A 26,623-nucleotide genomic window follows, 5' to 3' on the forward strand; every position below is an offset into this window, starting at 1 on the left:
TCCCGGACCAACAAAAAAGTCCTAGAATTTCTTGCTGTACCCCAACCTGATGTTAGGGTGCTTCGATGAGCCGTTCCCCACTGCCCTTCGAGAGCCTGTGGGCTTTCCGCATCGTCGCGGAGACCGGCAGTCTCACCGCTGCGGCGGCCGCGCTGGGTGTCACGCAGCCAGCGGTCAGCAAGCGGCTGCGGGATCTGGAGCTGACCTTGGGCTGTTCGCTGGTCCGGCGGAGTGTCAACGCCATCGGCCTGACCAAGGCAGGGGCGCATTTCGCGGAGGAATTGCAGTCAGGCTTCTCGCAGATCCAGGCTGCGGTGGACCATCTGCGGGCACAGCCGGCGCCCTTGCGCATCCGCGCCTACACGACCTGGGCGTTGCGGTGGCTCATCCCGCGCCTGCCCCGCTTCCACGCGGCGCATCCGGGCATCGACGTGGAAGTCTCCACCTCCACAGCGATCGTCGACCTGGCACGTGAGGGGGTGGACGCGGCCGTTCAAACGGTGCACGCAGATGCAGCGCCCCCGTTCGGAGGACGCCGCCTGCAGGCGGTCATGATCTCGCCCTTCGCCGCGCCGTCTCTTCTGAAGGGGGTGCCAGGTCCGTGGCCCGCCTCGGCCAGGCTGCTGGGAAGCAAGGTCCGCGCCGGGGACTGGGACCTTTGGCTGCGGCAGGCGAGTACGGATGCCATGCAGCCGCCCCTGCTGTTCGAAAGCACAACGCTGGCCATCCAGGCGGCCATGGAAGGCCTCGGCATCGTCATCTGCTCTCCCTCCTTCGTGCGCGAGGAGGTGGAAACGGGCAAGCTCGTGGCGCTTTCCGACATCAGCATTCCGACGGGCGACCTTTACTGGCTCTTCCTGCCGACAGGGCGCATCGGCGAGGCCCTCGGCACCTTCGCGGACTGGCTGGTCCGCGAAGCGCGGACCGAGAATACCCTACCGGATCAAAAGCCGTAGAGCCGCTCGGGGTTGGTGACGGGGAGGTGGTGCAGCCCCTGTCTCATCTGCCATCCATCTGTCGCAGGTCGGGCAGCGCGGTGTTGTCCTCCACGAGGTGGGGCGGATTCGAGTACGGGACGCCAACGACATGGCCGGGCGCAGCTGCGATCGATTGCCGGGCGAAGGGCCATGCGTCGTGGAAGGGCGTGCCCTTGGCGGACACCCTGCCGCTGCCGGACACCTTCACCCAGCCTTTGCCGTGACCGACAGTTCCGCGCCGTCTCAGCCATCGGTGCCGGTACGTTGCTCCCTGAAAGCGAACATGTCCCTCAAGCAGCCTGCCAGTGACGATGGGCAAGGAGCGGAATGCCGCCTTCAGGCACAAGAGCCTCCGCTCCAAGGATCTGAAGCACCGGCCAAAACAGGTCCGTAAAAGGTCCACAAGGCTTACAGGTGGTTCCGAAGCGGCCCCGAAAATCGGCTAAGGTATTGAGTTGATGGTGTAGGGAACGGGACCGGGAGCGAACAGTCTCTGGGTTCTGACCCGCTGGCCAGGAAGGCCATGCAACTGGCATGACAGTCTCGGCCTTGGCCAGCCACTCTAGCTGCACCATTTGCTTGCCCAGTCACGGGTAAAGATCGACGTCACCCACCTAGCCTACACCTTTGCCTGCTTTAGCTCGCCTAGCGCCAGAGTTGTGCTCCTATGGCCCATAGGCTTGCTGCAGATAACGACGCCAGCGGCACCAAGCTGATCATCCAGCCTCATCAGCAGGGGAAATCACTGCCCGTCCTCCCAGATTGCCGCAGCGGGTAAAGCAATGGCCTCTTCAAAATGTCCCCCTGCGGCTGTCCCGAATGAGCAAGGGGTCAGGGTCGGGATACTGATCGACGCTCGGCTTCCATCACCGCCTCCATGCAGCCCGGGGCGTTTCCCTGCTGGTCGAGCGTCCGCGCCTGGTTCAAAGCGGCCCTGGCCTCTGCCATTCCGGTCCCGCCTCCGCCCACCTCGGCCGCCTGGCGTGTGGCATGTGATTCCTGTGCGGGATCCTGGAAAGGCATTCTGGGCTCATTACGAGTGCCAGGCTGGGAAGCCTGTCCTTCCCGCGCCGCCGCCACAGCCTGACCGCCCGAGGAGGCTGCGGCCGCGCGGGCCGTGCCTTCGTCAAGGCGCCGCTCCAGGGCGGCAATTCGCTCGCCACAGGGGGAGCCCAGGGCGGGAACCGCGGGAAGGATGGCGCAGAGCCCGCCCAGTGCGGCAAGAATGAGGCGGAAAGTCATCGGCGCTGGTCTCCGGCTGTCAAAGGTGATCACGGTTTTCTCGAGATCGCCCATATGAGCTTCGGTTGCGGAGCCTGGACACCTCTGGCCCGGCCAAGCCCGCACCTTTCGATCAGGTGCTGAGCTGGTCTCGCACGGGCAGTCGGCGAATGCGCTTGCCCGTTGCGGCGAAGATCGCGTTGGCAATGGCCGGCGCCACCGGTGGAAGTCCCGGCTCGCCCACTCCGCCAAGGGGCCGGTCATAGTTGCCACCCGGCAGGATATGCACCCGGATCTCCCGCGGCGCCGTGGCGATACGCGTCAGTTCGTAGAGATCAAAGTTCTGCTGCTCCGCCCGGCCGTTCTTGAAGGAAATCTCGGCGGAGGTGGCGAGGCCATGGCCCATCACCACCGCGCCTTCCATCTGCGCGCGCACCCGCTCCGGGTTCACCACCGGGCCGCAATCCACCGCAATATCCACCCGCGGAACCGAGAAGGCGCCGCCCTCGCCCACCTCCACCTCCACCGCGACCGCGACATAGCTGACGAAGCTGTAGTGGCCGGCGATGCCCAGGCCCCGGCCACGCGGCAGCGGCCGGCCCCATTCGATGCCCGCCGCCGCCGTTTCCACCACCCGGCGCAGGCGGCCGGTGTCGATCGGGTAACGCTTCGGATCCTCACCGTGGTTCCAGGCATCGCCGAGATCGGTCGGGTCGATCACCCGTGCGGGGCCGATCAAGTCCAGCAGATAGTCCTTCGGATCGCGCCCCGCGGCATGAGCAAGTTCGGCCACGAAGGACTGAATGGCGAAGGCATGCGGAATGTTGGACACGGAGCGGTACCAGCCCACGCGCACATGAGCCGCTGCCTCCGGGTTCTCCAGGCGGATGTTGGGGATCGCAAAGGGCATGTTGACGAAGCCCATGCCGAGTTCGATCGGCATCTCGTGCTTCGGGTCGGGCGCGAAGAGCGCGGCAATGGTGGGCGCGGCACTGCGATGCAGCCAGGCTACCGGCCTGCCATTGCTGTCGAGCCCCGCTTCCAGCCGCTCCACCGAGACGGTGCCATAGTAGCCGTGGCTCAGGTCGTCCTCGCGCGTCCATGTGAGCTTCACCGGCGCGCCGTCCATCGCCTGGCTGCACAGCCCGGCCTCAAGCACGAAATCGGGCTTCGATTTCCGCCCGAAGCCGCCGCCGAGCAGCGTGACATGCACCGTCACCGCTTCCTCTGGAAGACCGAGGCGCTGCGCCAGGCGTGCGCGCGTCACCTGCGGCGCCTGGGTGCAGGCCCAGGCCTCGCAGCGGCCGTCCTGGATGCGCACCAGCGCGGCCGGCGGCTCCATCGGTGTCTGCGCCAGATGCGGGATGTAGTATTCCGCCTCCACCCGCCTCACAGCGCCGGCCATGGCGCGCTCCAGGTCGCCCTCGTTGCGCACCACCTTGCCTGGCTGGCGGACCGCGGCCTCCAGCCCTTGCCGGTAGGTGTCGGAGGAATAGACGGCGTTCGGCCCATCCTCCCAGGTGATCTTCAGCGCATCGCGGCCGCGCATGGCCGCCCAGGTGTTGCGGGCGATGACCGCGACGCCGCCCACGGGCTGGAACTCGGAGGGGATGGAGGGCGCCTCGATCCGCAACACCTTCACGACGCCGGGAACCTTCAGCGCCTCGGCCTCGTCGAGGCTGGCCACCTTGCCGCCATAGACTGGCGAGCGCGAAACAACGGCATAGAACATCCCCTCAGCCCGGGCATCGATGCCGTAGATCGCCCGGCCTGTGGTGATGTCGTGGTTGTCCACCAGACCGATGCCCTCGCGGCCGATGTAGCGGAACTGGCTGGAGTCCTTCAGCCGGATCGAACTGCGCTCCGGCACCGGCAGACCGGAAGCCGCCCGGGCCAACTCGCCATAGCCGAGGCTGCGGCCAGAGGCAGCATGGATCACGGCGTGCTCCCCGGCGCGCACCTCGGAAACGGGCACGTCCCAGCGCGTGGCGGCGGCCTGCTCCAGCATCATGCGCGCGCCGGCGCCGACACGGCGGAGGGGCATGAAGAAATGCCGGAGGCTGCGCGATCCGTCAGTGTCCTGATTGCCGTAACGCGCTTCGTCGCCATCCGCCTGGACAACGCGCACCTTGTCCCAGTCTGCCCCCAATTCTTCCGCCACCACCATGGCGATGGACGTGCGCACGCCCTGGCCCATCTCCTGCCGGTGACACGTGATGGTGACGGTGCCGTCCTCGGCGATGGCGACGAAAATCCTTGGGTCGTCGCGCCAGCCATTCGGCATGCCATCGGCGCCGAATTTCGCCTCGCCCTGCCCTTGTGCCACGGAGCGGCGGGGCAGACCCAGGGCGAGCACCAGGGCGCCCAAACCGGCGCCAGCGACGAAGCCGCGGCGGCTGACATTGGCGAGATCGCCGCCGCCGGCCCCCATGTCGGGAAAGATCATAGCCGGCCTCCCTTGCTGGCGGCCTGTTTGATGGCGGCGCGAATGCGTGGATAGGTGCCGCAGCGGCAGAGATTGCCGTTCATCACGCCGTCAATGTCGGCGTCCGTGGGATTGGGCGTGTCCTGCAGCAATGCGGCCGCCTGCATGATCTGGCCTGTCTGGCAGTAGCCGCATTGGGCCACGTTCAGCTCGCGCCAGGCCACCTGCAGCGGGTGGTTCCCTTCGGGGGAGAGGCCCTCGATTGTGATGACCTCACGGCCCTCGGCCAGCGCGAGCGGCGTCTGGCAGGCCAGTGACGGGGCGCCGTCAATATGGATTGTACAGGCGCCACATTGGGCAATCCCACAACCGAATTTGGTTCCGGTGAGGCCCAGTTCATCCCGTAGATACCAGAGCAGCGGCATCTCCAGGTCACCGTCGAAGGTATGGAGTGCTCCATTGATCGTGAACGATGCCATCAATCCGCCTCCGCCTGTTGCAGTTGAACGGGGTAGAACAAGCTGTTGGTCGATCGACCAGGAGGCCAGCGACCCGACCGACATGTGGGGACACAGCCCGCGGCCATTAGTTCCGCATCACTGGCTGACCGTTCATGGAGGTATCGCCAGATGCTGCGGCTTAGGAGCAGTTCAGGAAAACAGCCAGCCCGTGTTCAATTGGGCCATCCAGTCAAAAGCGCCCATAAGGTCATTCGCACTCAATCCCGCCAGGCCGTCTCCGATATTCTGCAGTGCATCGCCAGTAACAGCGGTAAGTGCCTCAGGCGGTAGGAGAGCAAGATCACCACGCACAGCCATTTGCTCCAGCGTGACCAGAGCCGCTGCTCCACCATAGAGACTGGCTTCGGCACCGATCCCACCGAGATCGGTTGCCTGGATGCGCTGAATAAGGGCGAGATCCGCAGCGGACTGCTCTGACGAAGTCGTTGCGGCGTCAAACGCCGCATCATGCTCCTGGAACGCCGCGTCGAGCGCGTCTACCGGCACGGGATCGGGCTGCGCAGGATCGGGAGAATTGACGAATAAACCCGCCGAGTAGAGCGGGCCACCGAAGTTGCCATAGGTGGGAGCCGAAATCGGAATGGTTCCGAGCCCAGGAGCAGTCAGATCGATTTGGAACGGCTCGCCCCAATTGATTCCGGACATAAACGTCCTCCCATTAGCTGCAAAGCAAGCATCGAACCGCCCACAAAAAGACAAGTCCCGCAACTCTTATGTCAAGCAGAATTTTTCCAAGGAATTCAGTTGAAGCTGAGCTGATTAATACAGCTCTATCTTGTCATTATTCTCAATGGGCCTTTGGTTACATAGGCGAGCCTGGCATGTGGCGTCCGGGCTTCGCAGCAGGCCCAGCATGGGATGGCCGCATCAGTGGCAAGCAGCGCTCCTCTGCATTCACAGGAACGACTTACGGCCGCTGCGCGCCAGCGTGGCAGATGGTCACATTAACGAAGCGCCCATATTGAGTGGTGAGAGTCCGTCACATGGCCCATGCGCCTTCCAGATCTGACTGGTGCCACACAGACCAGTCGCTACAAGGTGGCCAGCTTATAGACGAGCCCTCGATCATGATCCGGAATGAAGCGGTTCACCCCCTTCAGCCAAACTCGCCTCCTCAGCACGAGGCTTTCGTGCCTCAGGGAGCGCCCCTGCCCTGCTTGGCTACAGCGATGGCATAGCTGGGCAGCTACCTGTTCCCGGCTGCCTCAGAGCCGCGTGCTTCCATCTCGCCGATAAACGTCTCTCGCCTCCGTGACAGCCTCTCAATCGCACTGGAAAGATGATCCAAGGCGCGTGTCACGGCCTCCACGTCGTCCTCCACGATGCTGCCGCGCAGGCGCTCGCGATGTTGCTGCTTCAGCTTGCCCTTGAGTTTGCCGAGCTCACGCTGGATCTCGGTGAGTTCGTCCAGCAAGACACCTGCCTCCAGCGATGTCGAAACCTGCATCGGAACCTGCTCCCCTCCGACAACCCGATTGCAACAAAGCCGCATGAACGGCTTCCATGGCTACCTTCATCAAGCGTTTATCACCATCAGCCACAAGGGGCGCATCGCGGCAGGATGGTGAACGCTCCCGACGACAATGGAGGCCGGCCGGATCCCACTGGCCTGGAAGACGGTGGGAGGGGGAGGCAAGCCAATCTTGCGCCTGCAAGCAATACCCGCCTGCCGGCCAGAAGGCACCATAGCGCGCTGCAGTCCCGGAGAGTCTCGGGCGCACCGCACTCGGCACGCATCGCTCCCCGCATGCTTGCGGGAAGAAGCCTTCCGTCGGCGCCATGTATCAGGGCGTAATTTCGCTTCGGAAGAAATACAGGGAGATCGGCTGACCCGAGCCGTGTCGGAGGCGAAGCTTGGCGACTTCTTCCTGCTCGCTCACCAGGGACCACTCATTCACACGGAAGATCGTCATACAGCGGCCATCGCGGTGCGCCTGTGCCAGCAACCGGGGACTTGCCGCACCCGTCTCGCGCAGCCCACGCAGAATGTGAAGCGAGGCAGGCTTTTCGCAGCCGATTGTCCCATCGGCCTTCACGCGGTAAACTTGAGTGGGTGAGCTTGTAATCATACCTGCCCCAGTGGCAACACCCTCTTCAAGCTTGGCGGTGTTCGCGTCTCTTGAGGGCGCGGCGCCCTGATCAGGACCCGCAGGCGATAGGTTGCGGCTTGGCTTCTGCGGCCTTACCACGGAACCTCGCTTGGACTTCGGCTCTTCATTCAGCGGGGCCGGCCCTAAGGCACAGGCAGAAAGCAAGGTCGCAACTGCCATCAGAACCACAGCCTGCCTTGTAGCCCTTCGGTTGAGAAGACCGCGCAAATTGCGTACCCATAGTCGATGATTGCAAGAGGTCATTAGAGTGCAACTGGCTATGCGCGGCAAGCGGCCTGAAAGCAAGCTTCCTACCCCAGCCGGGGGTAAGGCGAGACGGCGGCTTGCAGGCCTGTTGGGGCTGGCGGCAGCGGTGGGCACCGCCGGATCCTTCCTCGCCGGACAAGCATTGCTTCAGGACGACGGAGAAAGGCCCGTACGTCTACAGGCATTGGAGGCCTCTGCACACGCCCTGGCAGCCTCGGCCGACGCTGAAATCACGCGACATGCGACGGTGGCGGCAGCCCTCGCAGCCTCGCCTGTTCTGAAACAGCCGGCATGGGATCTCCAGGCGCTGGATGGCTATGCCAGGGCAGCGGCCTTGGCTCTTGGACATCCGTTGGTGGTGGCCGACACCTCCCTTGCACAACTGGTCAATACGGCCGTCCCGTTTGGAATCCCTCTTCCCGCCCTTGACGAGACCTCTGCGGCCCTCCGCGCGCTTGAATATGATAGCGTCGCCGTCACCACGCGCCCCTCAGACGCAGATGAGGAGTTGTCAACCATCGCGATCGCTGTGGCAGCGGAGCGGGAGGGCAAGAAGATCGGGGTCGTGACCACCCGGATTGAGGCTTTGGCCCTCAGGCACGTGTTGGACAGCGTGGCCCAGGCAGGGATGGTGGCGATTCTGGTTGACCGCAGCGGGCATTTCATCAGCTCTATCGCACAGCCGCCGGGCACTGGTTTCAGTCTCCGCCAGTTCCTCGACGGCATGGCATTCGATGCGGCGAAATCAGGCAGCCGAACGGCAGCGGATGGCACCTCGGTTGATTATGTGGCTCGCCCTTTGCGAACAGTCCCGGAGTGGAGCGCCGTTGCCATAGCGCCCGCATCGGGCTCAGTCCGGCCCGTGGCCACAGCCAGCTTCGTTGGAGCCAGCCTCGCCGCCCTGGCCACCTTCCTGGCGGCCAGCCTGGTCATGCTTAGCGATCGCCGAAGCCGGATCAGCGAGGCGGATCTGTCCGCCGCAGAAAAAGCCCGCCTCACCGCCCTGGTGAGTGAGGCAGAGGCCCTGCGCCATGTTTCCGAACTCAGGAGCCTGCACGATACCATTCCTGTTGGCTTGGCCTTGCTGGACCGCGATCTCTGCTTCCTTTCGGTCAACGCGAAGCTGGCTGGCGTCTCGGGTGTTCCGGATGCCGAGCATATAGGGCGCCGCCCATCGGATGTCCTTCCTCCCAGCATTGCCGTACCCCTTGAGAACGCACATAGCCGGGTGCTCGTCAGTGGGCGCCCGGTTCTGGAAGTCCCGCTGTCGGGGGAGGCTCCTGGCACCGTGCGCAATACACGACATCTCCTGGCAAGCTGCCATCCTGTTCGCGATAGCCAGGGCCGCATCTCGAGTGTCAGCATGGTTCTCCAGGATGTGACTGAGCGGGTCCGTGCTGAGACAGGACGTGAACTGCTCGTTCGAGAACTGAATCACCGGGTTAAAAACATGCTGGCAACCGTCCAGTCCATCGTCAGCATCACGCTGCGGCGGGGGAGCGGGGACCCCAAGCATCTTGGCGCCGAACTGAATGGGCGGTTGGCGACACTGGCTCGTGCCCATGATCTGCTCACGGAGCATGCGTGGGCCGAGGCGGATCTCGTTGATGTCGCTCAGGCCGCACTGAAGCCTTGGCTGAGTGATTTGCAGGAGCGGGTCTCCATAGAGGGGCCGCGCGGCATTCTTCTGCGTCCCAAGCAAGCCCAGGCTACCGTCCTGGCGCTGCACGAGCTGGCGACCAATGCGACAAAATACGGCGCCCTTTCCCAGGACGAAGGCTGTATCAGCCTTCGGTGGCACACCGATACCAATGGGCTGGCGGTGATGGAATGGACCGAAACGGGTGGCCCTCCGGTCATTGAGCCTCCGGTCGAGAAGCGAGGCTTCGGAACGCGCCTGCTGGAGCGAGCGCTAGCCTCCGATCTTGGTGCGGGAACCCATGTCCGTCTCACCTTCGCGCCGGAGGGGCTGCAGGCCCGCATTTCCTTTATAGGTGCCGCAGGTCCGCCTGAAGTGGTTGCTGCATAACTTCAGCCAAGGTAGCGACCTACTTCGGGAGTGAATGCGCCGACACCAGGCCTTGATCATGGTCCCCACTGGATGTCTGCCAATCCATTAGGCAAATGGATCAGCGGTCCATCAGGGTGGTCACCGCTGACCGATTAGCGGCAGCCGAGATCGCGTGGCGCCAGGCTACACTCCTATCCTGGCATGAAGAAGGAGGTTTACAGAGGTACGGTGCAAGCCGAGGTGCTGCCCGATAGACAGGATGCGCCGCGGATCACTGGCTGAGGCCGCAATGCTGAACGGCCTGGACCAACCCCCAGCCAAATGCCGGATCCTTTCCGAAGCGGCCGAGATCACGCGCTTGGTCGGCCAAAAGTTTCTCTGCTTCTGATGGCGTCATGCTATGGTTTGTGGCTAGCAACGCGGCAATGGAAGCCGTTACGAAAGGAGTGGCAAACGAGGTGCCGGACAGCCGGCGCACTCCGCCGAGCGACGAGGCGACTGGCACCATCACACCCGGAGCTGCGAAATCAACCTGCTCCCCCTGGACAGCATGGCGGTAGATCTTCCCGTTGCTGCTGAGTGCCGTTACGCCCACCACACCTGGATAAGCGGCAGGGTAGAGAGGCTTGGCTTTAGGGCCCGCATTGCCCACGGCCGCCACAAGCGCAACACCTTGTGCAAGAGCCCGATCCACCACCGCATGTAGGATGGGATTATCCGGTCCAGCTAGGCTGAGATTGATCACCTGCACTCCGGCGCTCACGAGATGCTCTATGGCACGCACTAGATCGAAAGTGTCTGCGCGCTCGTCGCCGTGTGGATCACGGGTGAAAGGATCAGCCGCCAGGATTTCCGCATCTGGATACAAGCCTGGCGCAACACTTTCCTGAGCCCCGACTAACAAGGCAACGATTGCCGTACCGTGATCGACGGGTGCAGGCGGATGATCCTGGGTCGCGAAGCGGGTCAGCGTTAAGCGTGCGCCGGCCAAAGCCGGATGCCTCGTATCAATGGCCGCATCGACGACACCAATGATGACTGAACCACCACACATGCTGCTTTGGCGCCAGCCCACCTGAGTCCAGCTGGAGCAAATCTCTGCGGTGCAGCCGGAGGCTGTCGCTTGATTGCGATAATAATGGTTTGGAGCAACGACCGCGGCAGGCGCCAGAGCAGATATGAATGCAAGTGCGGCATTCTGTCCGAGACCAGGCGGCGTTTGGAGCAGCGCCATCACCCCGGCGTCTGCAATATCCTCCTGTTCTATCACCGTGAAGCCACCTGACGGCAAATGCCCTAGTTGAGCCTGGGTAATTCCAAAAACGACGATCTCCCGAGGCGCGGCGCTCGTAGCCTGTCGAGGCGCAGGGCTGCTCGCAGGGGGCGGCGCTGGCTTGTCGCCGAACATGCGGTTAAACAGTCCGCCTCGGCCGAAAAGCTGCGGTAGGACCTGATCTGCTTGGCCATCGCTGCGCCTGTCAAATCCCTCACCGCCTGACCCGCCGCTGTCGCCGCCACCGCTATTTGCCAGCGCTGTAGGATAAGGTCCTATGGACAGGCTAGCCAGTCCGCCGACACTAAGTGCAAGGTGAAGTCCCAAGACTCTGAGGTTGATCGGCACTCGAATTGTCTTTGCTGACAAGGTTGTAATTGCACTCGAGAAATGCAGTTGCGAAATCGACTTTAACGAGGCGATGAGGTGATTTTCGGAACTCTCCTTTCCGTGATCTTTAGATCTCCGTAGCCAGAGTCAGAATGACTCTATGCTATGCATTCCGAGACATCATGTCGACTACCGGAAGCTGCACAATTTCCTTTGATTTTCGCTCAATTTGAACTCCAGCTATTGATTGGAGTGAACCCCTGAGGCTGGACCGTCCTGGATCAGAACTAAGACACGTGCCGGACCAGTTGACGTTCGAACTCTTCGGGTGTCCGGATGACCCCTACCGCGCCTCTCCCAGCGGCACGTAGAGCTTGCCGCCCTCTCGGAACTTCTGCGCCATAGCGGCCATGCCCTCCTTCTGCGCCTCGGCGCGGATGTCATGGGAGATGCGCATGGAGCAGAATTTGGGGCCGCACATGGAGCAGAAATGCGCAGTCTTGTGTGCCTCCTTTGGCAGCGTTTCGTCATGAAAGGACCGCGCCGTATCAGGGTCGAGGGAAAGGTTAAACTGGTCCTCCCAGCGGAACTCGAAGCGTGCGCGGGACAAGGCATCGTCGCGCAGCCTCGCGGCCGGATGGCCTTTGGCGAGGTCCGCCGCATGGGCCGCGATCCGGTAGGTGATGACGCCTGTCTTCACGTCGCTGCGGTCCGGCAAGCCGAGATGCTCCTTCGGCGTGACGTAGCAGAGCATGGCGCAGCCGAACCAGCCGATCATGGCTGCGCCTATGCCTGAGGTGATGTGGTCATAGCCGGGGGCGATGTCGGTCGTCAGCGGCCCGAGGGTGTAGAAGGGCGCCTCGCCGCAGGTGGCGAGCTGCTTGTCCATGTTGGCCTTGATCTTGTGCATGGGCACATGGCCCGGGCCCTCGATCATCACCTGGCAATCCTTCCCCCAGGCCAACTGGGTCAGCTCGCCCAGCGTCTCCAGCTCCGCGAACTGCGCAGCGTCGTTGGCATCGGCGATGGAGCCGGGGCGCAGCCCGTCGCCGAGTGAGAAGGAGACGTCATAGGCGCGGCAGATGTCGCAGATCTCGTCAAAATGCTCGTAGAGGAAGCTCTCGCGGTGATGGTGCAGGCACCACTTCGCCATGATGGAGCCGCCGCGGGAGACAATGCCCGTCACGCGCCCCGCCGTCAGCGGAACATGGCGCAGCCGCACGCCGGCATGGATGGTGAAGTAGTCCACGCCCTGCTCGGCCTGCTCGATCAGCGTGTCGCGAAAGACCTCCCAGGTCAGGTCCTCGGCAATGCCGCCGACCTTCTCCAGCGCCTGGTAGAGCGGGACGGTGCCGATGGGGATCGGAGCGTTGCGCAGGATCCAGTCGCGGATGTTGTGGATGTTGCGGCCGGTCGAAAGGTCCATGACGGTGTCCGCGCCCCAGCGGATCGCCCAGACCATCTTCTCCACCTCCTCCGCCATGGAGGAAGTGACGGCGGAATTGCCGATATTGGCGTTGATCTTCACCAGAAAGTTGCGACCGATGATCATCGGTTCCAGCTCCGGGTGGTTGATATTGGCGGGGATGATGGCGCGGCCCCGTGCCACCTCGTCGCGGACGAATTCCGGGGTGACATGGTCAGGAATGGCGGCGCCGAAATCCTCCCCGTCGCGTCCCAACACGGCGCGAGCCTGGGCACGGCCGAGATTCTCGCGGACGGCGACGTATTCCATTTCAGGCGTGATGATGCCCGCGCGGGCATAGGCGAGCTGGGTGACCGCCTTGCCATCCTTCGCCCGCAGCGGGCGATGGCGGACGGGGAAAGTGGGAGTCAGACGGTCAGGGGAGACGAAGCCGTTATCCTCGGGCTTCACGTCCCGCCCGTCATAGACCTCAACGTCGCCGCGCGCCTCGGCCCAGGCCTGGCGATGGCGGGGCAGGCCGCGCTCGATCACGATCTCGGTGGCAGGGTCGGTATACGGGCCCGAGGCATCATAGACCGTCACAGGCGGTTCGCCGGCACTGGGATGCAGGGCAATCTCGCGCATGGGAACCCGAAGTTCCGGATGCCGGATGCCTGGCTTGAAGACCTTGGTGGAGGCCGGCAGCGAGCCGGTCGTGACGATTGGCGCACCGGGAACGGGGGGCCTGCTGGTGGTCTGGATCGACATGCGCCGAAGCTCCTCGCATCCGCTACGGAGATCCAGCGCTGACATGGAATGATGGAGGATGCCCGACCCACGCAGGAATGGCGGGGAAAGCCCCTTTTGGGGGAGCCATGGCAGCCGCACCGTCCCTACGCCAGCATGAACTGGATCAGGTTCAACGGGTCACTGCGCTGCCAATGGCGAGCAGTATCTCAGCCCCTTGTCGGGACCCCCCTGGTGACAAGAAACACTCGACCAGACGACACCGGATTGTCAACAGTCCCTAGCAGCAGAGTGCGCCGGTACCGATCCGCAGATACGCCCGATAGCTCTGGTTGTGGAGCGCCGAGCGCCTGCCGCGGTGCTCGGCGCCATGCTGACCCCGAACGAACATTCTCCCAAGCCCCAGAGAGGGGCCCGCCCGAATGATTCGGATGCGGCTGAACTACTAAGCGGCCGAGCCTTCTGCCCAAGGGGGCTGACCAATCAGAGCCAGCACTTCCGCGGCAGGAACCGGACGGCTGAGCAGGTAGCCTTGGGCATCATTGCAACCCAGCTGACGCAGGGCCTTGAGTTGCCCGGCCGTTTCCACGCCCTCGGCGGTGACCGAAATGCCGAGACTTCGGCTCATGCTGACGACAGCGCGGATGACCGCTTTCGATTCTCTCCGGTCCGGAAGGCCGGTGACGAAGGAGCGGTCGATCTTGATCTTGTCGATCGGGAACCGGAGCAGGTAGGCCAGGGACGAGAAGCCCGTGCCAAAATCATCGAGGGCGATCCGCACGCCCAGTCGGCTCAACTCGTGCAGGACCGCGAAGTTCGTGTGGTCGTCCTGTAACAAGACCGATTCCGTGATCTCCAGCTCGAGCCGCCCGGCGTCAAGGCGCGCTTCCTCCAGGGCGTTGGCCACCGCCTGTACGAGGCCAGGATTGCGGAACTGGACCGGCGAGAGGTTGACCGCCACGCGGATCGCATCGGGCCACCGGGCTGCCTCCTTACAAGCCGTGCGAAGGGCCCACTCACCCATCCGCATGATCAGTCCGGTTTCTTCGGCCACTGGGATGAACTCGGCGGGCGAGATCATTCCTCGGCCAGGATGCTGCCAGCGCAGCAGGGTCTCAAAGCACGTCACCTCCCCCGTCCAGATCCCAACCAGCGGCTGGAAGTGAAGTTCCAGCTCACCTCGATCAAGGGCTGTGCGGAGGCCGACCCTCAACTCCTGCTTTCGCCGGACCACCTCGTCCATGGCAGGCTCGAAAAAGCGGAAGGTGCCGCGTCCATCTGCTTTGGCACGGAAGAGCGCAATATCCGCCTTCCGGACGACGTCCTCCAGTGCGGCCGCCTCAGGGGAAACAAGGGCGATGCCGATGCTCGCACCCACGACCGCGTGCCGCTCATCGATTTGATAGTCTTCATCCAGGATCTGGACGATGTGCCGCGCAAGAGCGGCCGCATCGTCCGGCTCGCGTACGCCAGTCTGAACAACCGCAAACTCATCGCCCCCGATTCGGGCCACCAAGCTGCCTTCAGGCACGCAGCCGCGAAGCCGATCGGCGACCTGCCGCAGCAAAGCATCGCCTGCAGCATGCCCGAGCGTGTCGTTGACGCCTTTGAACTGGTCCAGATCGATGAAATGGAGCGCCAGGTGCTCGCCGGGACGAAGGGCGGTAAGCATTCGCCCCATCTCCTGGTGGAACAGCCGGCGGTTGGCCAGATCCGTCAGCGGATCGTGGTACGCCATATAAGAAATCTGCTGCACGGCCAGCTTGCGTTCGTGGATGTCCTCGGCAGTTCCGTACCAGCGGATGATTCGGCCATTCTCATCGCGCCGTGCCGCCGCGCGGGAGCGGAACCAGCGATAACCTCCATCGGCGAGGCATAGCCGAAAATCCACGTCCAGGGGTTCGCCCGACGCTACGGATTGCATCCAGTGGGCCTGCATGCGAGGCGCATCCTCCGGATGGACGGCCATTAGCCAACCCGTGCCAAGCGAATCCCCTGGCGCCATGCCCGAGAGGCGACTCCAGCGTGGACTTACTCTGGTGACCTGGCCATCGGCATCGGCGGCCCAGGGGATCTCAGGGCTCAGTTCGACTGTATAGCGGTAATTTTCCTCGCTCTCGCGAAGAGCCATCTCCGCCCGTTTGCGCTCCGTGATGTCCTGAACAATGGCCACGAGAAACTGCGGTCGGCCAGACGGGTCGCGCGTGGCGGACACATAATTGCTAACCCATACGGACGAGCCGTCAGGTCTCGTATAGCGCTTTTCAGTGGTGAACGGCTCGCCGGTCTCGACCAATTGCTGCAGGAGGGTCTGGCTCTCCGTGGCGTCCTCTGGATGGGTGATATCCAGCACCTGCTGCTGCAAGAGCGTTTCTCGGCTCCGTCCGACGATCTCGCAGTAGCGGTCATTGACCAGCAGGAAGCGTGCCTTAAGATCTATCTGGGCAATGCCGACTGCCACCTGCGCGATCAGGTTGGAAAGACGCTCTTGGTGTTCCCAAAGGGCCTCCTCCGCTTGCTTGCGAGCAGTGATATCGAGGACGGAGCACAGTGCTCCGATGATCTCTTCACTTTTGCTGCGCGCTGGCTCAAGGGACACCAGATAGGTCCGCCCCTGATGCATGCCGTTGGTCTGCGAGCCCTGTAGCTCGAGGTCAGCCACACGTTCGCCCCGCAAGGCCCGCCGCAGATACGGTTCGAGCTGCACCGCGACGCCAGGCGCAACTTCGGCCAAGCCGCGGCCGATATCCTCCTGCGCAGGCCGCCCCATCATTTCGGCCATCTGCTTATTAATGCTAGCAAAGCGCAGATCCGCATCGATCAAGCAAAGTCCGACGGGCACAGCGTCATAGAGGTTGGGCAAGCTCGACAACCGGCGATGGGCCGCTTCGAGGACACTTCGAGTCGGGCCGCTTTTTGCGATTTGCTCAGTCATAGCTTGTCCATGTGAAGCAATAGAGGCCGCCGTTAATCGTCCCTTAAGCTTGGTACCTTCCGCAGTTACCAAGGACAACCATTAAGTGCATAGATCAATTTCTCTACTACTATATGGAGCCCGTTAAACAGCGAGGCAGAAGCTTCTGCCGGAACCATGCCGGGGTGAACCGCACTGACCATAAGCTGCGGCAAACCTCTTGTTCTCTTTTTGTTCTATATTATAGCTTCATGCCGCCCTCTCCACTGGAGTCTCGGACGATGAACCTCAATCCCCGCCTGCTCGACCCTGTGACCGAACACCGCCTACGCTAAGCTCTCCAGCTTGCCCTCCGCGAGGGCTGCACCGTCCGAGAGGCCAAGGGCGAAGCTCGTGGATATCTGCGCGCCCTGAGCCCGGCCATGCCGCAACGCACCTTGTTGAGGCCGTGGATGGCATTCTGGCGGCGATCGATCCGATGCTGACCGACCTCGTGGACTGTAAACCTGATGGCCGCAGCACACCACCGGGGCAGCTGAGCCTGGCGCTGTGAGCCATGTCCGGCGATGAAATGAAGGCCTGCCTAGAGACGCTCAGGTGGGGACAAAGCGATCTCGCACGGGTCTTAGGAATCGACGAAGCCATGGCCCGGCGGATGGCGCGAGGGCAGGCCCGGATCCCTGATCGGCTGGCGTCCTGGCTGCGCGAACTCACACGCGAGGTCGCGGCGGTCTACGCCCGTTGCCCGCCCCCACGTATCGGCTGATGCTTCACCTTGGCCGCCAACTATGACCACGCCAGGCCAGTAGATCCGCTGTGGTACCGCTTTGGCTGGCATCTGCAGATCCGCTGCCCATGCGGCCGTGTGGTGTGTGAGCAGGTTCAGGCCTTCGCAAGGCAGCACAGCCTACCGTCCGCGATGAAGCACCACGAACTGCAGGAGCGACTGCGGTGCCGGGAGTGCGGAGGCCGGCCGCAGATGGACTGCTTGCTGCGAGGCTAAACGACAGAAAGCCGCCCGCCGAGATCTGAACGGGCAGGCCTTACCAACCTCGGTGGTAGTAGCCGGGAGGCGGACCGTAGCCATAGCCATGGCCGCGCGGTGGCCCGTAATAGCCATGACGGTGATGGGGGCGGTAGTCCTCCGGCGGCGGCACAACAACGCAGCCGCCCAGCGACAGCAGGACAAGGGCCGCAGCGAACAGGCGGAGCTTCATGGCGCGATCCTCCCCTTTGGGAAGAAGCCCGAAGCTCTTCCCACCTCGAGAAGGAAACGCCTGGATCGCGGAAGCTCCGTGGCGGCTTAGAGGCCATTTCTAGGCTTGTATTCTCGCCCGGAGATCAGCAGGCGGTCTGGAAAAGGGCATCATCCGGAACGCCAAAGCACCTGAAACGGAACTTAGAGTACCACTTGGGCAGCGGGGGCAGACTAAGTGGCACCCTGATCCCATTCCCAGGCGTAGATCAATCAATGATTGCGCGCATCGGTTGCGTTTTTATCGATGAATTGCTGTGGCTATGGATCTACCGCCCTCTTTTAGGCAAGCGGCACTCGCTTCCGGGATTCGCGGTTCCTTTCACAAGGGGCCTGGGTGGCGGAGCTGTTCCTGAAGCGGAAGCTATTGTTGCCGGTTTCCAGGATGTGGCAGTGGTGGGTGAGCCGGTCGAGGAGCGCGGTGGTCATCTTGGCATCGCCGAACATTCCGGGCTGTCTCTGATCTCGAACGCGTAGTGTCTGACGTCACGATCACGGACCCGCGCCATCCGCTGTTTGGACAGCGGCTGAGAGTGCTGTCGCTGACCTGCGGCCAATGTCCTGCCCTTCGTGGCGTTGGCCTTGGGGGATGGGCGCCGCCGGCTGCTGAGGCGGGCGGAGACGGACCCGGAGCAGCCCCGGGTACCGGAGGCGGCGCTACCCCGCGTCTCGGCACGCGCGTTGCTGCCACTAGCGCAGCACATTCGGAGCATGCCGGCCGTCTCCCATGGGGAAGCGTCCCATGCCGAGCTCCCCGCATTCAGGCAACACGCCCTGCCCCGCAGCGGCGGCAAAGGCGCGGTCGAGGGAGGCCTCGCTGAGTCCAACCAGGGCCAGTGCCCCGACCACCCAGCGGCCAGCTTGGCGCTCCGCGGGCGTGACCCAGCGCTTGCCGGGGCTCACGCTCCAATCCGCATGGATCAGCTTGTCGAACACTGAGGTCTCTCCATAGAAGGATCACAAAATACGGTCGAGTCTACGCCTACAGCGGGCCAAGTCAGCACCGGCCGCTCGCCGGTGAACCCGCTTACCCCGCCAGCGTTGATGCGCCACGCGCCTCATGGCTCCAGGAGACCGCCAGGATGTCAGCTGATAATCGAGTGCTCACGGACGAGGAGCTGCGGACTCTGGAAGATATACTGGCGAAGCTGAGCGGTCGGAGTGGTGATCTGCCCGCACCGTTGTTCCGCTTCATCACGGAGGTGACATCCACCCCGAACGTGGATTTGCTGGTCCAGGACGAGGAGAAAGGCATCCTACTGGCCTGGCGAGACGACGCGTTCGGGATCGGCTGGCATGTCCCAGGCAGCATCATTCGCCACCGGGAAGAGGTCGTCCATCGTATCGCGGCCTGTGCGCGTGAGGAGTTCGGATGTGAGGTGGAGATCGCCCGCCGGCCAGTGGCGCTGATCGAGATCTTCGATGATCGAGGCCATGCTCTCTCGCTGTGCTACCAGGCCACCTTGCGCGGCAGCCCGGGCAAACGTGTCATCGGGGTGGGAGACCCTCCCGAGGCCGGAGATCTCGGTTGGTTCGCAACGCTGCCGACCAAGCTCTATCCGAGCCATTTCATCTACCGAGACGTTTTAGACGCGCTCGGCAAGGGCCAGCTGGGTGAGGGTGTGTGCCTGTTCACGCACCAGATCGGCAGCCGTGACAAGGGTCAGGCGTCACCGGGAGGCAGCATCAGCTCGGACGTGCCGCTCGCCGGGTCCTCACGGCCGAGCCGCGTGTCCGCACGGTAGCCCATGGAGGGTGCTACGGCTGGTCCGGCACGATCAGCGTGACCGTCGGGAAGTCGCTGCGGTAGCGCGCCGCATCCCGCGTCAGCAGCGGCAGCCCCATCACCGCGGCCTGGGCCCCGATCAGGAAGTCGGGCAGGACCCCGCTGCGGGAGCCCCCTCGCCCGCGGTAGGCCTTGAAGACCTTGCCGGCCAGGAACAGGGCCGGGCGGGTGAGCGGCTCCAGATGGAGACCAGCCTCCGCCACAAAGGCGTTCACCTGCTCGACCCCTGGAAAGCGGACCGACAGCTCGGCGTAGATGACGTCGTTGATCAGCAGCGGCCCCTGTACCGCGGCCGCCTCCAGTTGCCGCAAGGACCAGTCCGCCCAGTGCGGGTCGTCCGTTGCGAGGTCCAGCAGGATGTTGGTGTCGACCAGAGTGGCCAAGGACTGCTCAGTTCTCGCCGCGGGTCAGGGCCATGATCTCGTCTGTGCTCATGCCGGGGCCTGCGGCCCCCCGCAGCCGCGCGAAACGGCTCCGCGGGCGCGCTGCGGCATCGGCCCGGGCAAGCAGGACCTGACCCTCGGGCGTCAGGCGGAACTCGACCGCGCTGCCGGCCGCGAGGCCCAGGAGATCGCGCACGGGCTTCGGAATGGTGACCTGACCCTTGCTGGTCACGGTGGTGGCCATGGCTGCCTCCGGTAATACCTTTCATATAGCAGGTATTACTTAGAGATCTCCACGGCCGCTGCCAAGCAGGCTCTGGCAAGCCGGCCAGGCACAGCGGCACGCCGCGGTCGATGGCCTTCAGCAGTCCTTTCGGGGCATGCGCCATCGCATAGGCCCAGCTCTCCTGCTGGCCCGGGCTCATCCAGTCCGGCGCGGTGGCGGCGAGTTTGCCCTCCGGCTGGGGTTCGCTGGCCCGGCCGCGTCCGTGGTGTGTCGGGTTGAACGAGCCCGGCAGCTGGCGCAGTTGGCATGGGTACGGGCACACGTCAGCTGAGCATGCGTGTTATTGAACATGCCGTTGTTAGCCCGCAGCCTACCCAGAACGCAGCGATGGTTACCAGGCCGCAACCTGCCTCAACACAACGGACCGCATTCGTGACGTCACGTTACGGCTTAGAGATCCGCGCTGCCACCGCCACTGAGGCACCCGGGCTCGCCGACCTGCTGGCGACGGCCGGCTTCGCCATCGATGCGCACGACTTGGCGGAACGGCTCGTCGCGTTGCGCCAGGCGTCAGCGACGGCATTGATGGCACTGCAGTGGGGGCCGCCCAGCGGCCTCGTGGTGATGCATTGGTATCCGACGCTCGAAGCAGCTCGCCCAAGGGCGCAGATCAGCACGCTGTTGGTCAACGCTGACGAGCGCCGCCGGGGCATCGGCCGGCTGCTGCTCAAGGCGGCTGCACAGGCTGCGCGTGTGGCGGGTTGCGGCGAACTGGAGATCATCACTCGATCGGATACGCCAGCTCTGTGCGAATTCTGCCGAGCCACAGGCTTCGCCGAGGCAGGCTCCCGATTCATTCGATCACTGCGCAAGCAGGGGTAGGAGCTCACCCGTAAGCACGCGCACCGGGCTGTCCTGCGTCAGTGCATCGGATTTCAGTCCAGCAATCCGCCGCTCCTACTCTTCAACTTTGACGTTGGCGAGGGCCACCACCTCACGCCAGCGCCGCATGTCTGCCCGCCAGGATCGATCGAACGCAGCAGAGTTTGCCGGCGAAAGCTGAGCGCCCATAGCCCGGAGGCGATCTGACCCGGGAGGGGAAGCCGTTGCTTCCTGGATGGCTGCGGAGATCCGCTCAACGGTGGCAGATTGCATCCCGGCAGGTCCGAAGACACCGACCCAACTGGCGACAACAAAATCCGGGATTCCAGCCTCGCCCATGGTGGGTACGTCCGGAAGCCCAGCCACCCGCGTGGCGGAGGTGACTGCCAAGGCCCGCAGGGCGCCTCCTTCAATCTGGCCCATCACAGAGGGAAGATTGTCGAACATAACATGCACTCGGCCGCCCCGAAGATCTGCCGTCGCCTGGGCACTGCCCCGGTAGGGGACATGGACCATTTCCAACCCTGTGCGCAGGCGGAACAGCTCGCCCGTTAGGTGAATGGAGGTGCCGGCTCCCTGTGAGCCGAAATTGATCCCCCCGGGCTGCTTAGCTGCCCATTGGACAAACTCTCCTACCGTGCGCACCGGAAGGTCTGCACTCACCACCATCACATTGGGGAATTCAGCGATCCGCGCTATTGCGGTGAAGTCCTGCTCCGTATCGAAAGGCAGATTGCGGCGGACCGCCGGCGTCACACCATGTGTACCGGCACCGCCGACCAGCAAAGTGTACCCGTCCGGAGCCGACTTCGCGACCACATCGCTGCCGACGCTGCCGCCCGCGCCAGGCCGATTGTCCACTACCACCGTATGGCCGATCCGAGCCTGAATACCATCCGCGAGGGCGCGGATCACCGTGTCGAAGGTGCCGCCCGGCGTGTAGCCTGTGACGAAGCGCAGCGGACGTGTTGTATCGGGCGCCTGTGCGGCGGCCGGAAGGGCGATCGCGCCCAGCAGCAGTGTGACGACCCGTCGCTTCATTCGCCCTTCCCCCATCCACCGCCACCTGCTGTGGCCATCACCAGCCGATCGCCCGATTGCAGAATTGTGCTCAGCTTGGACCGGATCACCTCCCTGGTCCCGTTCTGACGCAGGATGTAAGCCTCCGCCACCGCGCCATCGCCGCCGCCAGCCGCGCCTCTGGCCCGGTTGAAGTGGCGCTCCCCGCGAAAGGTCAACGTCATCGGGCCATGCAGCACTTCATACTCTCGCAGTGCGCCGCAGCCGCCAGTGTGGAGCCCTTCTCCGCCGGAGTTGCGCCGTACTGCCAGATGCCGCACCCGTACCGGCGCGTCGCTCTCCATCGCTTCAACAGGCTGGTTCATGGTGTTGCCGACATCGGTCGAGATTACGTTGACGCCGGGGCCTCTCGCGGATGCACCGCTGCCACCCTGCATCGCCTCGGTGACCACGAAGGCGGTGCCGTCCGCATTCCGGCCGCTCAATGCCATCACGACGCTGACCCCCGCATTGGCGGCCGGGATGCGATCTGGCAGAGCCTGAGCCAGCGCCCCAAGGATCGCGTTAGTCAGGATCTTGACGGTGGCGGTTCGCGCATTCACCGCGGCGGGTGGCTTCGGGTTCACCAGGGAACCCTCGGGAAGCACTAGCCGCAGCGGCCGGAAGCACCCACCATTGTTCGGGATGTCAGGCCCGGTAACCGCACAGATGGCGAAGAAGGCTCCGGCCATAACGCCCGCGGGCACGGCGTTGATGGGACCGCGGACCTGCGGCGAAGTACCTGTAAAATCGATGGTTACATCATCGCCCCGGATCGACACTTCCACCTCGACTCGAACAGGGCGATCAAGGTCAACCCCATCGTTGTCCAGAAAGTCGCAGTACCGCCAGCTTCCATCTGGAATGGCGCGAATGGCGGCCCGGGTTGCTGCCTCTGCCCGCCCTACCAGTTCCTCCATCAGAGTGGTGAGCTGGCTCACTCCGTAGCGCTCTGCAAGCTCGGCCATCCGCGCGGCACCAGTTCGGCAGGCAGAGATCTGGGCGTTCAGATCCCATTCGAAGGCATCCGGCGTACGAGTGTTGCACGCAATGATACGCAGAATTTGTGGGTCGGCCTTACCAGCTCTCGAGAGCTGTAGCGGCGGCAGGCGCAGGCCTTCCTGGTAGATCTCGGTAGCGTTTGTCGGCACTGAGCCCGGCGTCAGCCCACCGAGGTCCTGGTGGTGGAGGATGGTTCCGGCCAGGGCGATAACCCGGCCTTCCGCGAACACCGGCACGAGGAGGGAAACGTCAGGGATGTGTGTGCCGCCGTCATACGGGTCGTTCATCAGGTAGACGTCGCCCTCCTGCATCCGGGACACAGGGAAGTTGGCGACCATACGAGATACTGCCGGCACAAGGCAGCCCAACAGCAGCGGCAGCGAGACTGACTGCGCCATTACGGTTCCGTCGGGCAGAAAAAGGCTGGCAGAGGCGTCATTCGCCTCCCGCACGATGGGCGACACCGCGCTCCGCAGGAGGATGCCCTGCATCTCCTCGGCGATACCCTCCAGCCGCCTGCGAACGATTTCCAGCAGGGCGGGATCGATAGCTGCGGCGCTCATGAGCTTACCTTCCGCATCAGGAGGTGGGCGGGATGGCTCGTGACCTCCCAGCCGGCCGGGACCACCAGCGTGGAATCCGCCTGCTCGACGATGGCCGGGCCGCGGATCATTTCTCCATCCGCCATGCCGATACGAGGAATTGTGACCGCCTTGACCATCGCCCCACCGATCACCGCGCAACGGCCTCCCCGTGCCTCGGCGGCGCCGGCGGCGCGCAGACTGGGTGGCCCCGGGATGCGCGCTCTCTGCACCACCCGCAGCTCAACTAGGCGGACGGGCGCATCGCGGGTGTGACCGTAAGCGCGGCGGTGCACGGCGATGAACCCATCGCGGATCGCCGCTCCCGGCTCCCAGCATTCCGCGGGAACGGGCACATCAAGTGTGTGTCCCTGCCCCACGAAGCTGGCCGCTGCGACGACTTCTGTCTCGGTCATCGCAGGCTCAACGCCCTCCCGCGTCATCGCGGCAGCGCAGCGCCCTGCCAGCTCCTCGATATCGGCGCGCAGCACATCTTCTGCCAGTTGGTGAACCGGACGGTAGTAGCCACGCGAAGCATCATGCTCAAGCGGCGCCTCAAGCAGGCCCATCGCCGCCAGCACGCCAGGTGCGGACGGCACGACGATGCAGCCCATCCCGAGGTCCTCGGCAATCGTGGCCGCATGCAGGCCGCCACCGCCTCCTGCAGGCAGGAGCGGCCAGTCCCGCGGATCCGTGCCACGCGCGACAGTCACCTGGCGGACTGCTTCCGCCATGATGGCGTTGATGACGCGGTGGATGGCCAGGGCTGCTTCCTGCACTCCTATTCCCAGTGGGGCCGCTATCTCTCGTTCGATCGCCTCCTCCGCGGCGGCGCAGTCTAGGGGCACATGGCCTCCCGCGAAGCTGACCGGATCCACCAACCCCAGCACCACTGAGGCGTCGAGGACGGTGGGCATGGTGCCGCCCCGGCGGTAGCAGGCGGGACCGGGATCAGCCCCGGCCGAGCGTGGACCGACCCGGAGCGCGCCAGTGGCGTCAATCCAGGCGATGCTGCCGCCGCCAGCAGCGACGGCCACCACGTCGGCCGTGGGAACGCGCACGGGAAAGCTACCGATGCGACCGTCTGTTCGCAGCACCGCGGCTCCGCCGGAGATCAGCGCAACATCGGCGCTGGTGCCTCCAACGTCGATCGAGATGCCTTCCGAGAAGCCCGCCTGGCGAAGGACCGAGGCCGCGCCGATAGCAGCTGCGGAGGGGCCCGAGAGTGTCAGCCGCACCGGGCGGCGGCGCGCTTCGCCACTTCCCAGCAGCCCCCCGCGAGAGTGCATGACCTGCAACGGCGCCCTGATCCCCCGTTTGGCAATGATACCTTCGATACGGGCGAGGTAGCTGTCCATGACAGGCTTCAGGGCTGCGTCAAAAGCGGTGGCGCAGGTCCGCTCGTACTCACGGATGGCAGGATCCACGTCACTGGAAAGCGACACCGCAACGCCGGGGCACTCCGCCTCAATGATCTCCCGCGCCCGCCTCTCATGAGCCGGGTTCAGGAAAGAAAACAGGAAGCAGATGGCCACGGCCTGTACGCCCTCTGCCGCCAGCTGGCGCGCCGCCTCAGCAACTCCTTCCTCGTCAAGTGGCTCCACCACTGCGCCGTCAGCGCCGATGCGCCCATGCACCTCATAGCGGCGCTCCGGCGGAATGAGTCCGACGGGTGTTTGCGGCGTTAGGATCAGATCATAATTGACCGATCGGATCATGCGGCCGATTTCAATAACATCGCCGAAACCCGTGGTGGTAATCAGCGCCACACGGGCGGTGTTTCCCTCCAGAATGGCATTGGTGGCAACCGTGGTGCCGTGCAGGAAGCGCCGAACCGCCGCACCATCGCCATCTCCAAGCAGCTCGGAGAGCGCCACGCCCACCGCACGCGCTGGATCGTCGGGTGTGCTCGGCACTTTCAGGAGACGGAGGCGTCCATTAGACTGCCGGCATACGGCATCGGTGAATGTGCCGCCGATGTCGATGCCGATTTCCATTTCCATCCGATGCTCTGCCTGTTGGGGAACAGTGGTTGCCCAGGACCTAACCATTAACGAGGATCGCTCACTGCACAACCCGGAGAATAGCCGGACGATCGACGCTATCGGAGGAGCTGGAGGCTATTCGCGGCGGCCAAAGAGAGCCACCGCGTTGTGTTAGAACATGTCTTCGCCGTGCAGGCAGGGTAATCAGCCGTTCCCGCCTACTGCGGTCGCCCGTCTCCCAGAATTTCTTCCCAGGTAGTGCCGACTGCCGCGTTCCTCGCCGCCCGGACCACTTCTTCTCGCTTGCTCGCCCCCTCCGCTCTGTCTTTCCACCCCGCCCGACACTTCAGCCAGAAGATCGCAGCCACCACCGAGCCCTGCCCATCGCCGGTAGCCTTCTTGAACAATGAGGCGGCCACCTTGGCATTGGCCTCCGTGTGGCCGGTGGCCAGCTCCTCGGCAAAGTGCTTGCGCATGGTCTTGCCGTCGATCTTCAGCACTAGGCTGATCTCGTAATCCGGGATGCCAAAGCCGGACATGGTGCGCACCATGTTCCGCTCCTTCTCCGTCGGCGCATAAGGAGGACGTCCACCCGGCATGCTCACACGTCCTCCTCAGATGCGCTCTGGGCTGCCGGGGCACGGATGGCGCTGACCTCAGCGAAACAGCGGCCATCGCCCTCCAGCCGCGCCGCCTGTCCCGTGAAGGCCTGCCAGCGCAGCACCGCCACATCGATATAGGCGGGGTCGAGCTCCAGGGCATGGCAGGCGCGCCCGGTCATCTCTGCCGCGATCAGCGTGGTGCCTGAGCCTGAGAAGGGCTCGTACACGGCTTGGCCGGGCGAGGAGTTGTTCTCGATCGGCCGGCGCATACACTCGACCGGCTTCTGGGTGCCATGCACTGTGGCGGCATCCTGGTCGCGCGAGGGAATGGACCACAGGGTGGTCTGCTTGCGGTCGCCAGACCAGTGACCCTTGGCGCCGTCGCGCACGGCGTACCAGCAGGGCTCGTGCTGCCAGTGATAGTGGCCACGGCTCATCACCAGCCGGTCCTTGGCCCAGATGATCTGGGCGCGGATCCCAAAGCCCACGGCCAGGAGGCTCTCCGCCACCGTGGTGGCGTGCAGGGCGCCATGCCAGACATAAGCCACCGCGCCGGGGAACAGTGCCCAAGCCGCCCGCCAATCCGCCCGGTCGTCGTTCAGAATGTTGATTTTTGCTGAGATCTGACCCGGGAGGGGTCAGAGTTTTCGCTGAGAAATGACCCGTGTCTGTTCACCTCCT

At 64.1% G+C, this 26,623-nt stretch carries 22 protein-coding genes, 1 pseudogene and 1 riboswitch; of the genes and pseudogenes, 4 read left to right on the forward strand and 19 right to left on the reverse strand.

From position 1 onward, the window contains the following. Positions 1-65 precede the first annotated feature (65 nt). Entirely contained in the window at positions 66-956 is an 891-nt protein-coding gene (locus tag F0Q34_RS10230; protein WP_149812099.1) for a LysR substrate-binding domain-containing protein, read from the forward strand. An 852-nt stretch (positions 957-1,808) separates the two neighbouring features. Here F0Q34_RS10230 and F0Q34_RS10235 read toward each other — a convergent pair. The 6 genes from F0Q34_RS10235 to F0Q34_RS10260 form a co-directional block, all read right to left on the reverse strand. Then, entirely contained in the window at positions 1,809-2,273 is a 465-nt protein-coding gene (locus F0Q34_RS10235) for a hypothetical protein (protein WP_149812100.1), read from the reverse strand. Positions 2,274-2,331: 58 nt separating this feature from the next. Then, on the reverse strand, positions 2,332-4,644 hold the full coding sequence (locus F0Q34_RS10240; RefSeq protein ID WP_149812101.1) for a xanthine dehydrogenase family protein molybdopterin-binding subunit: 2,313 nt from the start codon (positions 4,642-4,644) through the stop codon (positions 2,332-2,334). Further along, positions 4,641-5,102: a (2Fe-2S)-binding protein gene (locus F0Q34_RS10245; RefSeq protein ID WP_149812102.1), complete on the reverse strand. Its 462-nt coding sequence runs from the start codon at positions 5,100-5,102 to the stop codon at positions 4,641-4,643. Before F0Q34_RS10245 ends, F0Q34_RS10240 begins: the two co-directional genes overlap by 4 nt. A 171-nt stretch (positions 5,103-5,273) precedes the next feature. Further along, positions 5,274-5,789, reverse strand: a complete 516-nt coding sequence (locus F0Q34_RS10250; protein WP_149812103.1) for a hypothetical protein — start codon at positions 5,787-5,789, stop codon at positions 5,274-5,276. 541 nt (positions 5,790-6,330) lie between these two features. Next, positions 6,331-6,591 (reverse strand): hypothetical protein, encoded by a 261-nt coding sequence (locus F0Q34_RS10255; RefSeq protein WP_149812104.1) that lies wholly within the window; start codon positions 6,589-6,591, stop codon positions 6,331-6,333. 337 nt (positions 6,592-6,928) lie between these two features. Beyond that, positions 6,929-7,414 carry a hypothetical protein gene (locus F0Q34_RS10260; protein ID WP_149812105.1) on the reverse strand — a complete coding sequence of 162 codons (486 nt, stop codon included), beginning with the start codon at positions 7,412-7,414 and terminating at the stop codon, positions 6,929-6,931. Between the two features lie 100 nt (positions 7,415-7,514). On the opposite strand from F0Q34_RS10260, the gene F0Q34_RS10265 reads away from it, so the two are divergent. Then, positions 7,515-9,530 (forward strand): sensor histidine kinase, encoded by a 2,016-nt coding sequence (locus F0Q34_RS10265; RefSeq protein ID WP_149812106.1) that lies wholly within the window; start codon positions 7,515-7,517, stop codon positions 9,528-9,530. A 253-nt stretch (positions 9,531-9,783) separates the two neighbouring features. Here F0Q34_RS10265 and F0Q34_RS10270 read toward each other — a convergent pair whose 3' ends face one another. From F0Q34_RS10270 to F0Q34_RS10290, 6 genes and pseudogenes are all read right to left on the reverse strand, one after another. Further along, the gene (locus F0Q34_RS10270; protein WP_161600827.1) at positions 9,784-10,782 is read right to left on the reverse strand and encodes a S8 family serine peptidase; all 999 of its coding nucleotides are present in this window, start codon (positions 10,780-10,782) and stop codon (positions 9,784-9,786) included. 676 nt (positions 10,783-11,458) lie between these two features. Then, complete coding sequence (gene thiC / locus F0Q34_RS10275; protein WP_149812108.1) at positions 11,459-13,288, reverse strand: phosphomethylpyrimidine synthase ThiC; 1,830 nt, start codon at positions 13,286-13,288, stop codon at positions 11,459-11,461. A gap of 104 nt (positions 13,289-13,392) precedes the next feature. Then, positions 13,393-13,510, reverse strand: a riboswitch (TPP riboswitch). A 202-nt stretch (positions 13,511-13,712) separates the two neighbouring features. Beyond that, on the reverse strand, positions 13,713-16,202 hold the full coding sequence (locus F0Q34_RS10280; protein WP_149812109.1) for a sensor domain-containing protein: 2,490 nt from the start codon (positions 16,200-16,202) through the stop codon (positions 13,713-13,715). 1,022 nt (positions 16,203-17,224) lie between these two features. Continuing rightward, positions 17,225-17,398, reverse strand: a complete 174-nt coding sequence (locus F0Q34_RS22030; protein ID WP_174242027.1) for a hypothetical protein — start codon at positions 17,396-17,398, stop codon at positions 17,225-17,227. A gap of 320 nt (positions 17,399-17,718) precedes the next feature. After that, a pseudogene (locus F0Q34_RS10285) lies at positions 17,719-17,883 on the reverse strand (ATP-binding protein); the annotation flags it as partial. A 243-nt stretch (positions 17,884-18,126) separates the two neighbouring features. Then, entirely contained in the window at positions 18,127-18,372 is a 246-nt protein-coding gene (locus F0Q34_RS10290; protein ID WP_149812110.1) for a hypothetical protein, read from the reverse strand. 146 nt (positions 18,373-18,518) lie between these two features. On the opposite strand from F0Q34_RS10290, the gene F0Q34_RS10295 reads away from it, so the two are divergent. Next, positions 18,519-19,181 carry an NUDIX hydrolase gene (locus F0Q34_RS10295; RefSeq protein WP_149812111.1) on the forward strand — a complete coding sequence of 221 codons (663 nt, stop codon included), beginning with the start codon at positions 18,519-18,521 and terminating at the stop codon, positions 19,179-19,181. Positions 19,182-19,194: 13 nt separating this feature from the next. On the opposite strand, the gene F0Q34_RS10300 is transcribed toward F0Q34_RS10295, so the two are convergent. Then, complete coding sequence (locus tag F0Q34_RS10300) at positions 19,195-19,605, reverse strand: type II toxin-antitoxin system VapC family toxin (protein WP_149812112.1); 411 nt, start codon at positions 19,603-19,605, stop codon at positions 19,195-19,197. Between the two features lie 7 nt (positions 19,606-19,612). Beyond that, entirely contained in the window at positions 19,613-19,849 is a 237-nt protein-coding gene (locus F0Q34_RS10305) for an AbrB/MazE/SpoVT family DNA-binding domain-containing protein (protein WP_149812113.1), read from the reverse strand. Between the two features lie 414 nt (positions 19,850-20,263). Between F0Q34_RS10305 and F0Q34_RS10310 the strand changes: the two genes are divergently transcribed. After that, positions 20,264-20,713 (forward strand): GNAT family N-acetyltransferase, encoded by a 450-nt coding sequence (locus tag F0Q34_RS10310; protein ID WP_149812114.1) that lies wholly within the window; start codon positions 20,264-20,266, stop codon positions 20,711-20,713. A 75-nt stretch (positions 20,714-20,788) separates the two neighbouring features. On the opposite strand, the gene F0Q34_RS10315 is transcribed toward F0Q34_RS10310, so the two are convergent. The 5 genes from F0Q34_RS10315 to F0Q34_RS10335 all read right to left on the reverse strand — a co-directional run bounded on the left by F0Q34_RS10315 (position 20,789) and on the right by F0Q34_RS10335 (position 26,490). Beyond that, entirely contained in the window at positions 20,789-21,754 is a 966-nt protein-coding gene (locus tag F0Q34_RS10315; RefSeq protein ID WP_161600828.1) for a Bug family tripartite tricarboxylate transporter substrate binding protein, read from the reverse strand. Further along, the gene (locus F0Q34_RS10320) at positions 21,751-23,337 is read right to left on the reverse strand and encodes a hydantoinase B/oxoprolinase family protein (RefSeq protein WP_149812116.1); all 1,587 of its coding nucleotides are present in this window, start codon (positions 23,335-23,337) and stop codon (positions 21,751-21,753) included. Before F0Q34_RS10320 ends, F0Q34_RS10315 begins: the two co-directional genes overlap by 4 nt. Beyond that, positions 23,334-25,358: a hydantoinase/oxoprolinase family protein gene (locus F0Q34_RS10325; RefSeq protein WP_161600829.1), complete on the reverse strand. Its 2,025-nt coding sequence runs from the start codon at positions 25,356-25,358 to the stop codon at positions 23,334-23,336. Before F0Q34_RS10325 ends, F0Q34_RS10320 begins: the two co-directional genes overlap by 4 nt. 200 nt (positions 25,359-25,558) lie before the next feature. Further along, positions 25,559-25,891: a hypothetical protein gene (locus tag F0Q34_RS10330; RefSeq protein ID WP_149812118.1), complete on the reverse strand. Its 333-nt coding sequence runs from the start codon at positions 25,889-25,891 to the stop codon at positions 25,559-25,561. 50 nt (positions 25,892-25,941) lie between these two features. Beyond that, positions 25,942-26,490, reverse strand: a complete 549-nt coding sequence (locus F0Q34_RS10335; RefSeq protein ID WP_241665426.1) for a DNA-methyltransferase — start codon at positions 26,488-26,490, stop codon at positions 25,942-25,944. Positions 26,491-26,623: the final 133 nt, after the last annotated feature.

It is taken from the genome of Teichococcus oryzae, assembly GCF_008386565.1.
GTDB classification, from domain to species: Bacteria; Pseudomonadota; Alphaproteobacteria; order Acetobacterales; family Acetobacteraceae; genus Pseudoroseomonas; species Pseudoroseomonas oryzae.

Excerpts from the sequence above, each read along its gene's own strand:
- F0Q34_RS10320 (WP_149812116.1), bottom strand. The coding sequence starts at position 23,337 with ATGAGCGCCGCAGCTATCGATCCCGCCCTGCTGGAAATCGTTCGCAGG.
- F0Q34_RS10240 (WP_149812101.1), bottom strand. The coding sequence starts at position 4,644 with ATGATCTTTCCCGACATGGGGGCCGGCGGCGGCGATCTCGCCAATGTC.
- F0Q34_RS10305 (WP_149812113.1), bottom strand. The coding sequence starts at position 19,849 with ATGGCCACCACCGTGACCAGCAAGGGTCAGGTCACCATTCCGAAGCCC.
- F0Q34_RS10280 (WP_149812109.1), bottom strand. The coding sequence starts at position 16,202 with ATGACTGAGCAAATCGCAAAAAGCGGCCCGACTCGAAGTGTCCTCGAA.
- F0Q34_RS10330 (WP_149812118.1), bottom strand. The coding sequence starts at position 25,891 with ATGGTGCGCACCATGTCCGGCTTTGGCATCCCGGATTACGAGATCAGC.
- F0Q34_RS10245 (WP_149812102.1), bottom strand. The coding sequence starts at position 5,102 with ATGGCATCGTTCACGATCAATGGAGCACTCCATACCTTCGACGGTGAC.
- thiC (WP_149812108.1), bottom strand. The coding sequence starts at position 13,288 with ATGTCGATCCAGACCACCAGCAGGCCCCCCGTTCCCGGTGCGCCAATC.
- F0Q34_RS10295 (WP_149812111.1), top strand. The coding sequence starts at position 18,519 with ATGTCAGCTGATAATCGAGTGCTCACGGACGAGGAGCTGCGGACTCTG.
- F0Q34_RS22030 (WP_174242027.1), bottom strand. The coding sequence starts at position 17,398 with ATGAAGCTCCGCCTGTTCGCTGCGGCCCTTGTCCTGCTGTCGCTGGGC.
- F0Q34_RS10250 (WP_149812103.1), bottom strand. The coding sequence starts at position 5,789 with ATGTCCGGAATCAATTGGGGCGAGCCGTTCCAAATCGATCTGACTGCT.
- F0Q34_RS10265 (WP_149812106.1), top strand. The coding sequence starts at position 7,515 with ATGCGCGGCAAGCGGCCTGAAAGCAAGCTTCCTACCCCAGCCGGGGGT.
- F0Q34_RS10325 (WP_161600829.1), bottom strand. The coding sequence starts at position 25,358 with ATGGAAATGGAAATCGGCATCGACATCGGCGGCACATTCACCGATGCC.
- F0Q34_RS10230 (WP_149812099.1), top strand. The coding sequence starts at position 66 with ATGAGCCGTTCCCCACTGCCCTTCGAGAGCCTGTGGGCTTTCCGCATC.
- F0Q34_RS10260 (WP_149812105.1), bottom strand. The coding sequence starts at position 7,414 with ATGGCAGTTGCGACCTTGCTTTCTGCCTGTGCCTTAGGGCCGGCCCCG.
- F0Q34_RS10235 (WP_149812100.1), bottom strand. The coding sequence starts at position 2,273 with ATGGGCGATCTCGAGAAAACCGTGATCACCTTTGACAGCCGGAGACCA.
- F0Q34_RS10255 (WP_149812104.1), bottom strand. The coding sequence starts at position 6,591 with ATGCAGGTTTCGACATCGCTGGAGGCAGGTGTCTTGCTGGACGAACTC.
- F0Q34_RS10315 (WP_161600828.1), bottom strand. The coding sequence starts at position 21,754 with ATGAAGCGACGGGTCGTCACACTGCTGCTGGGCGCGATCGCCCTTCCG.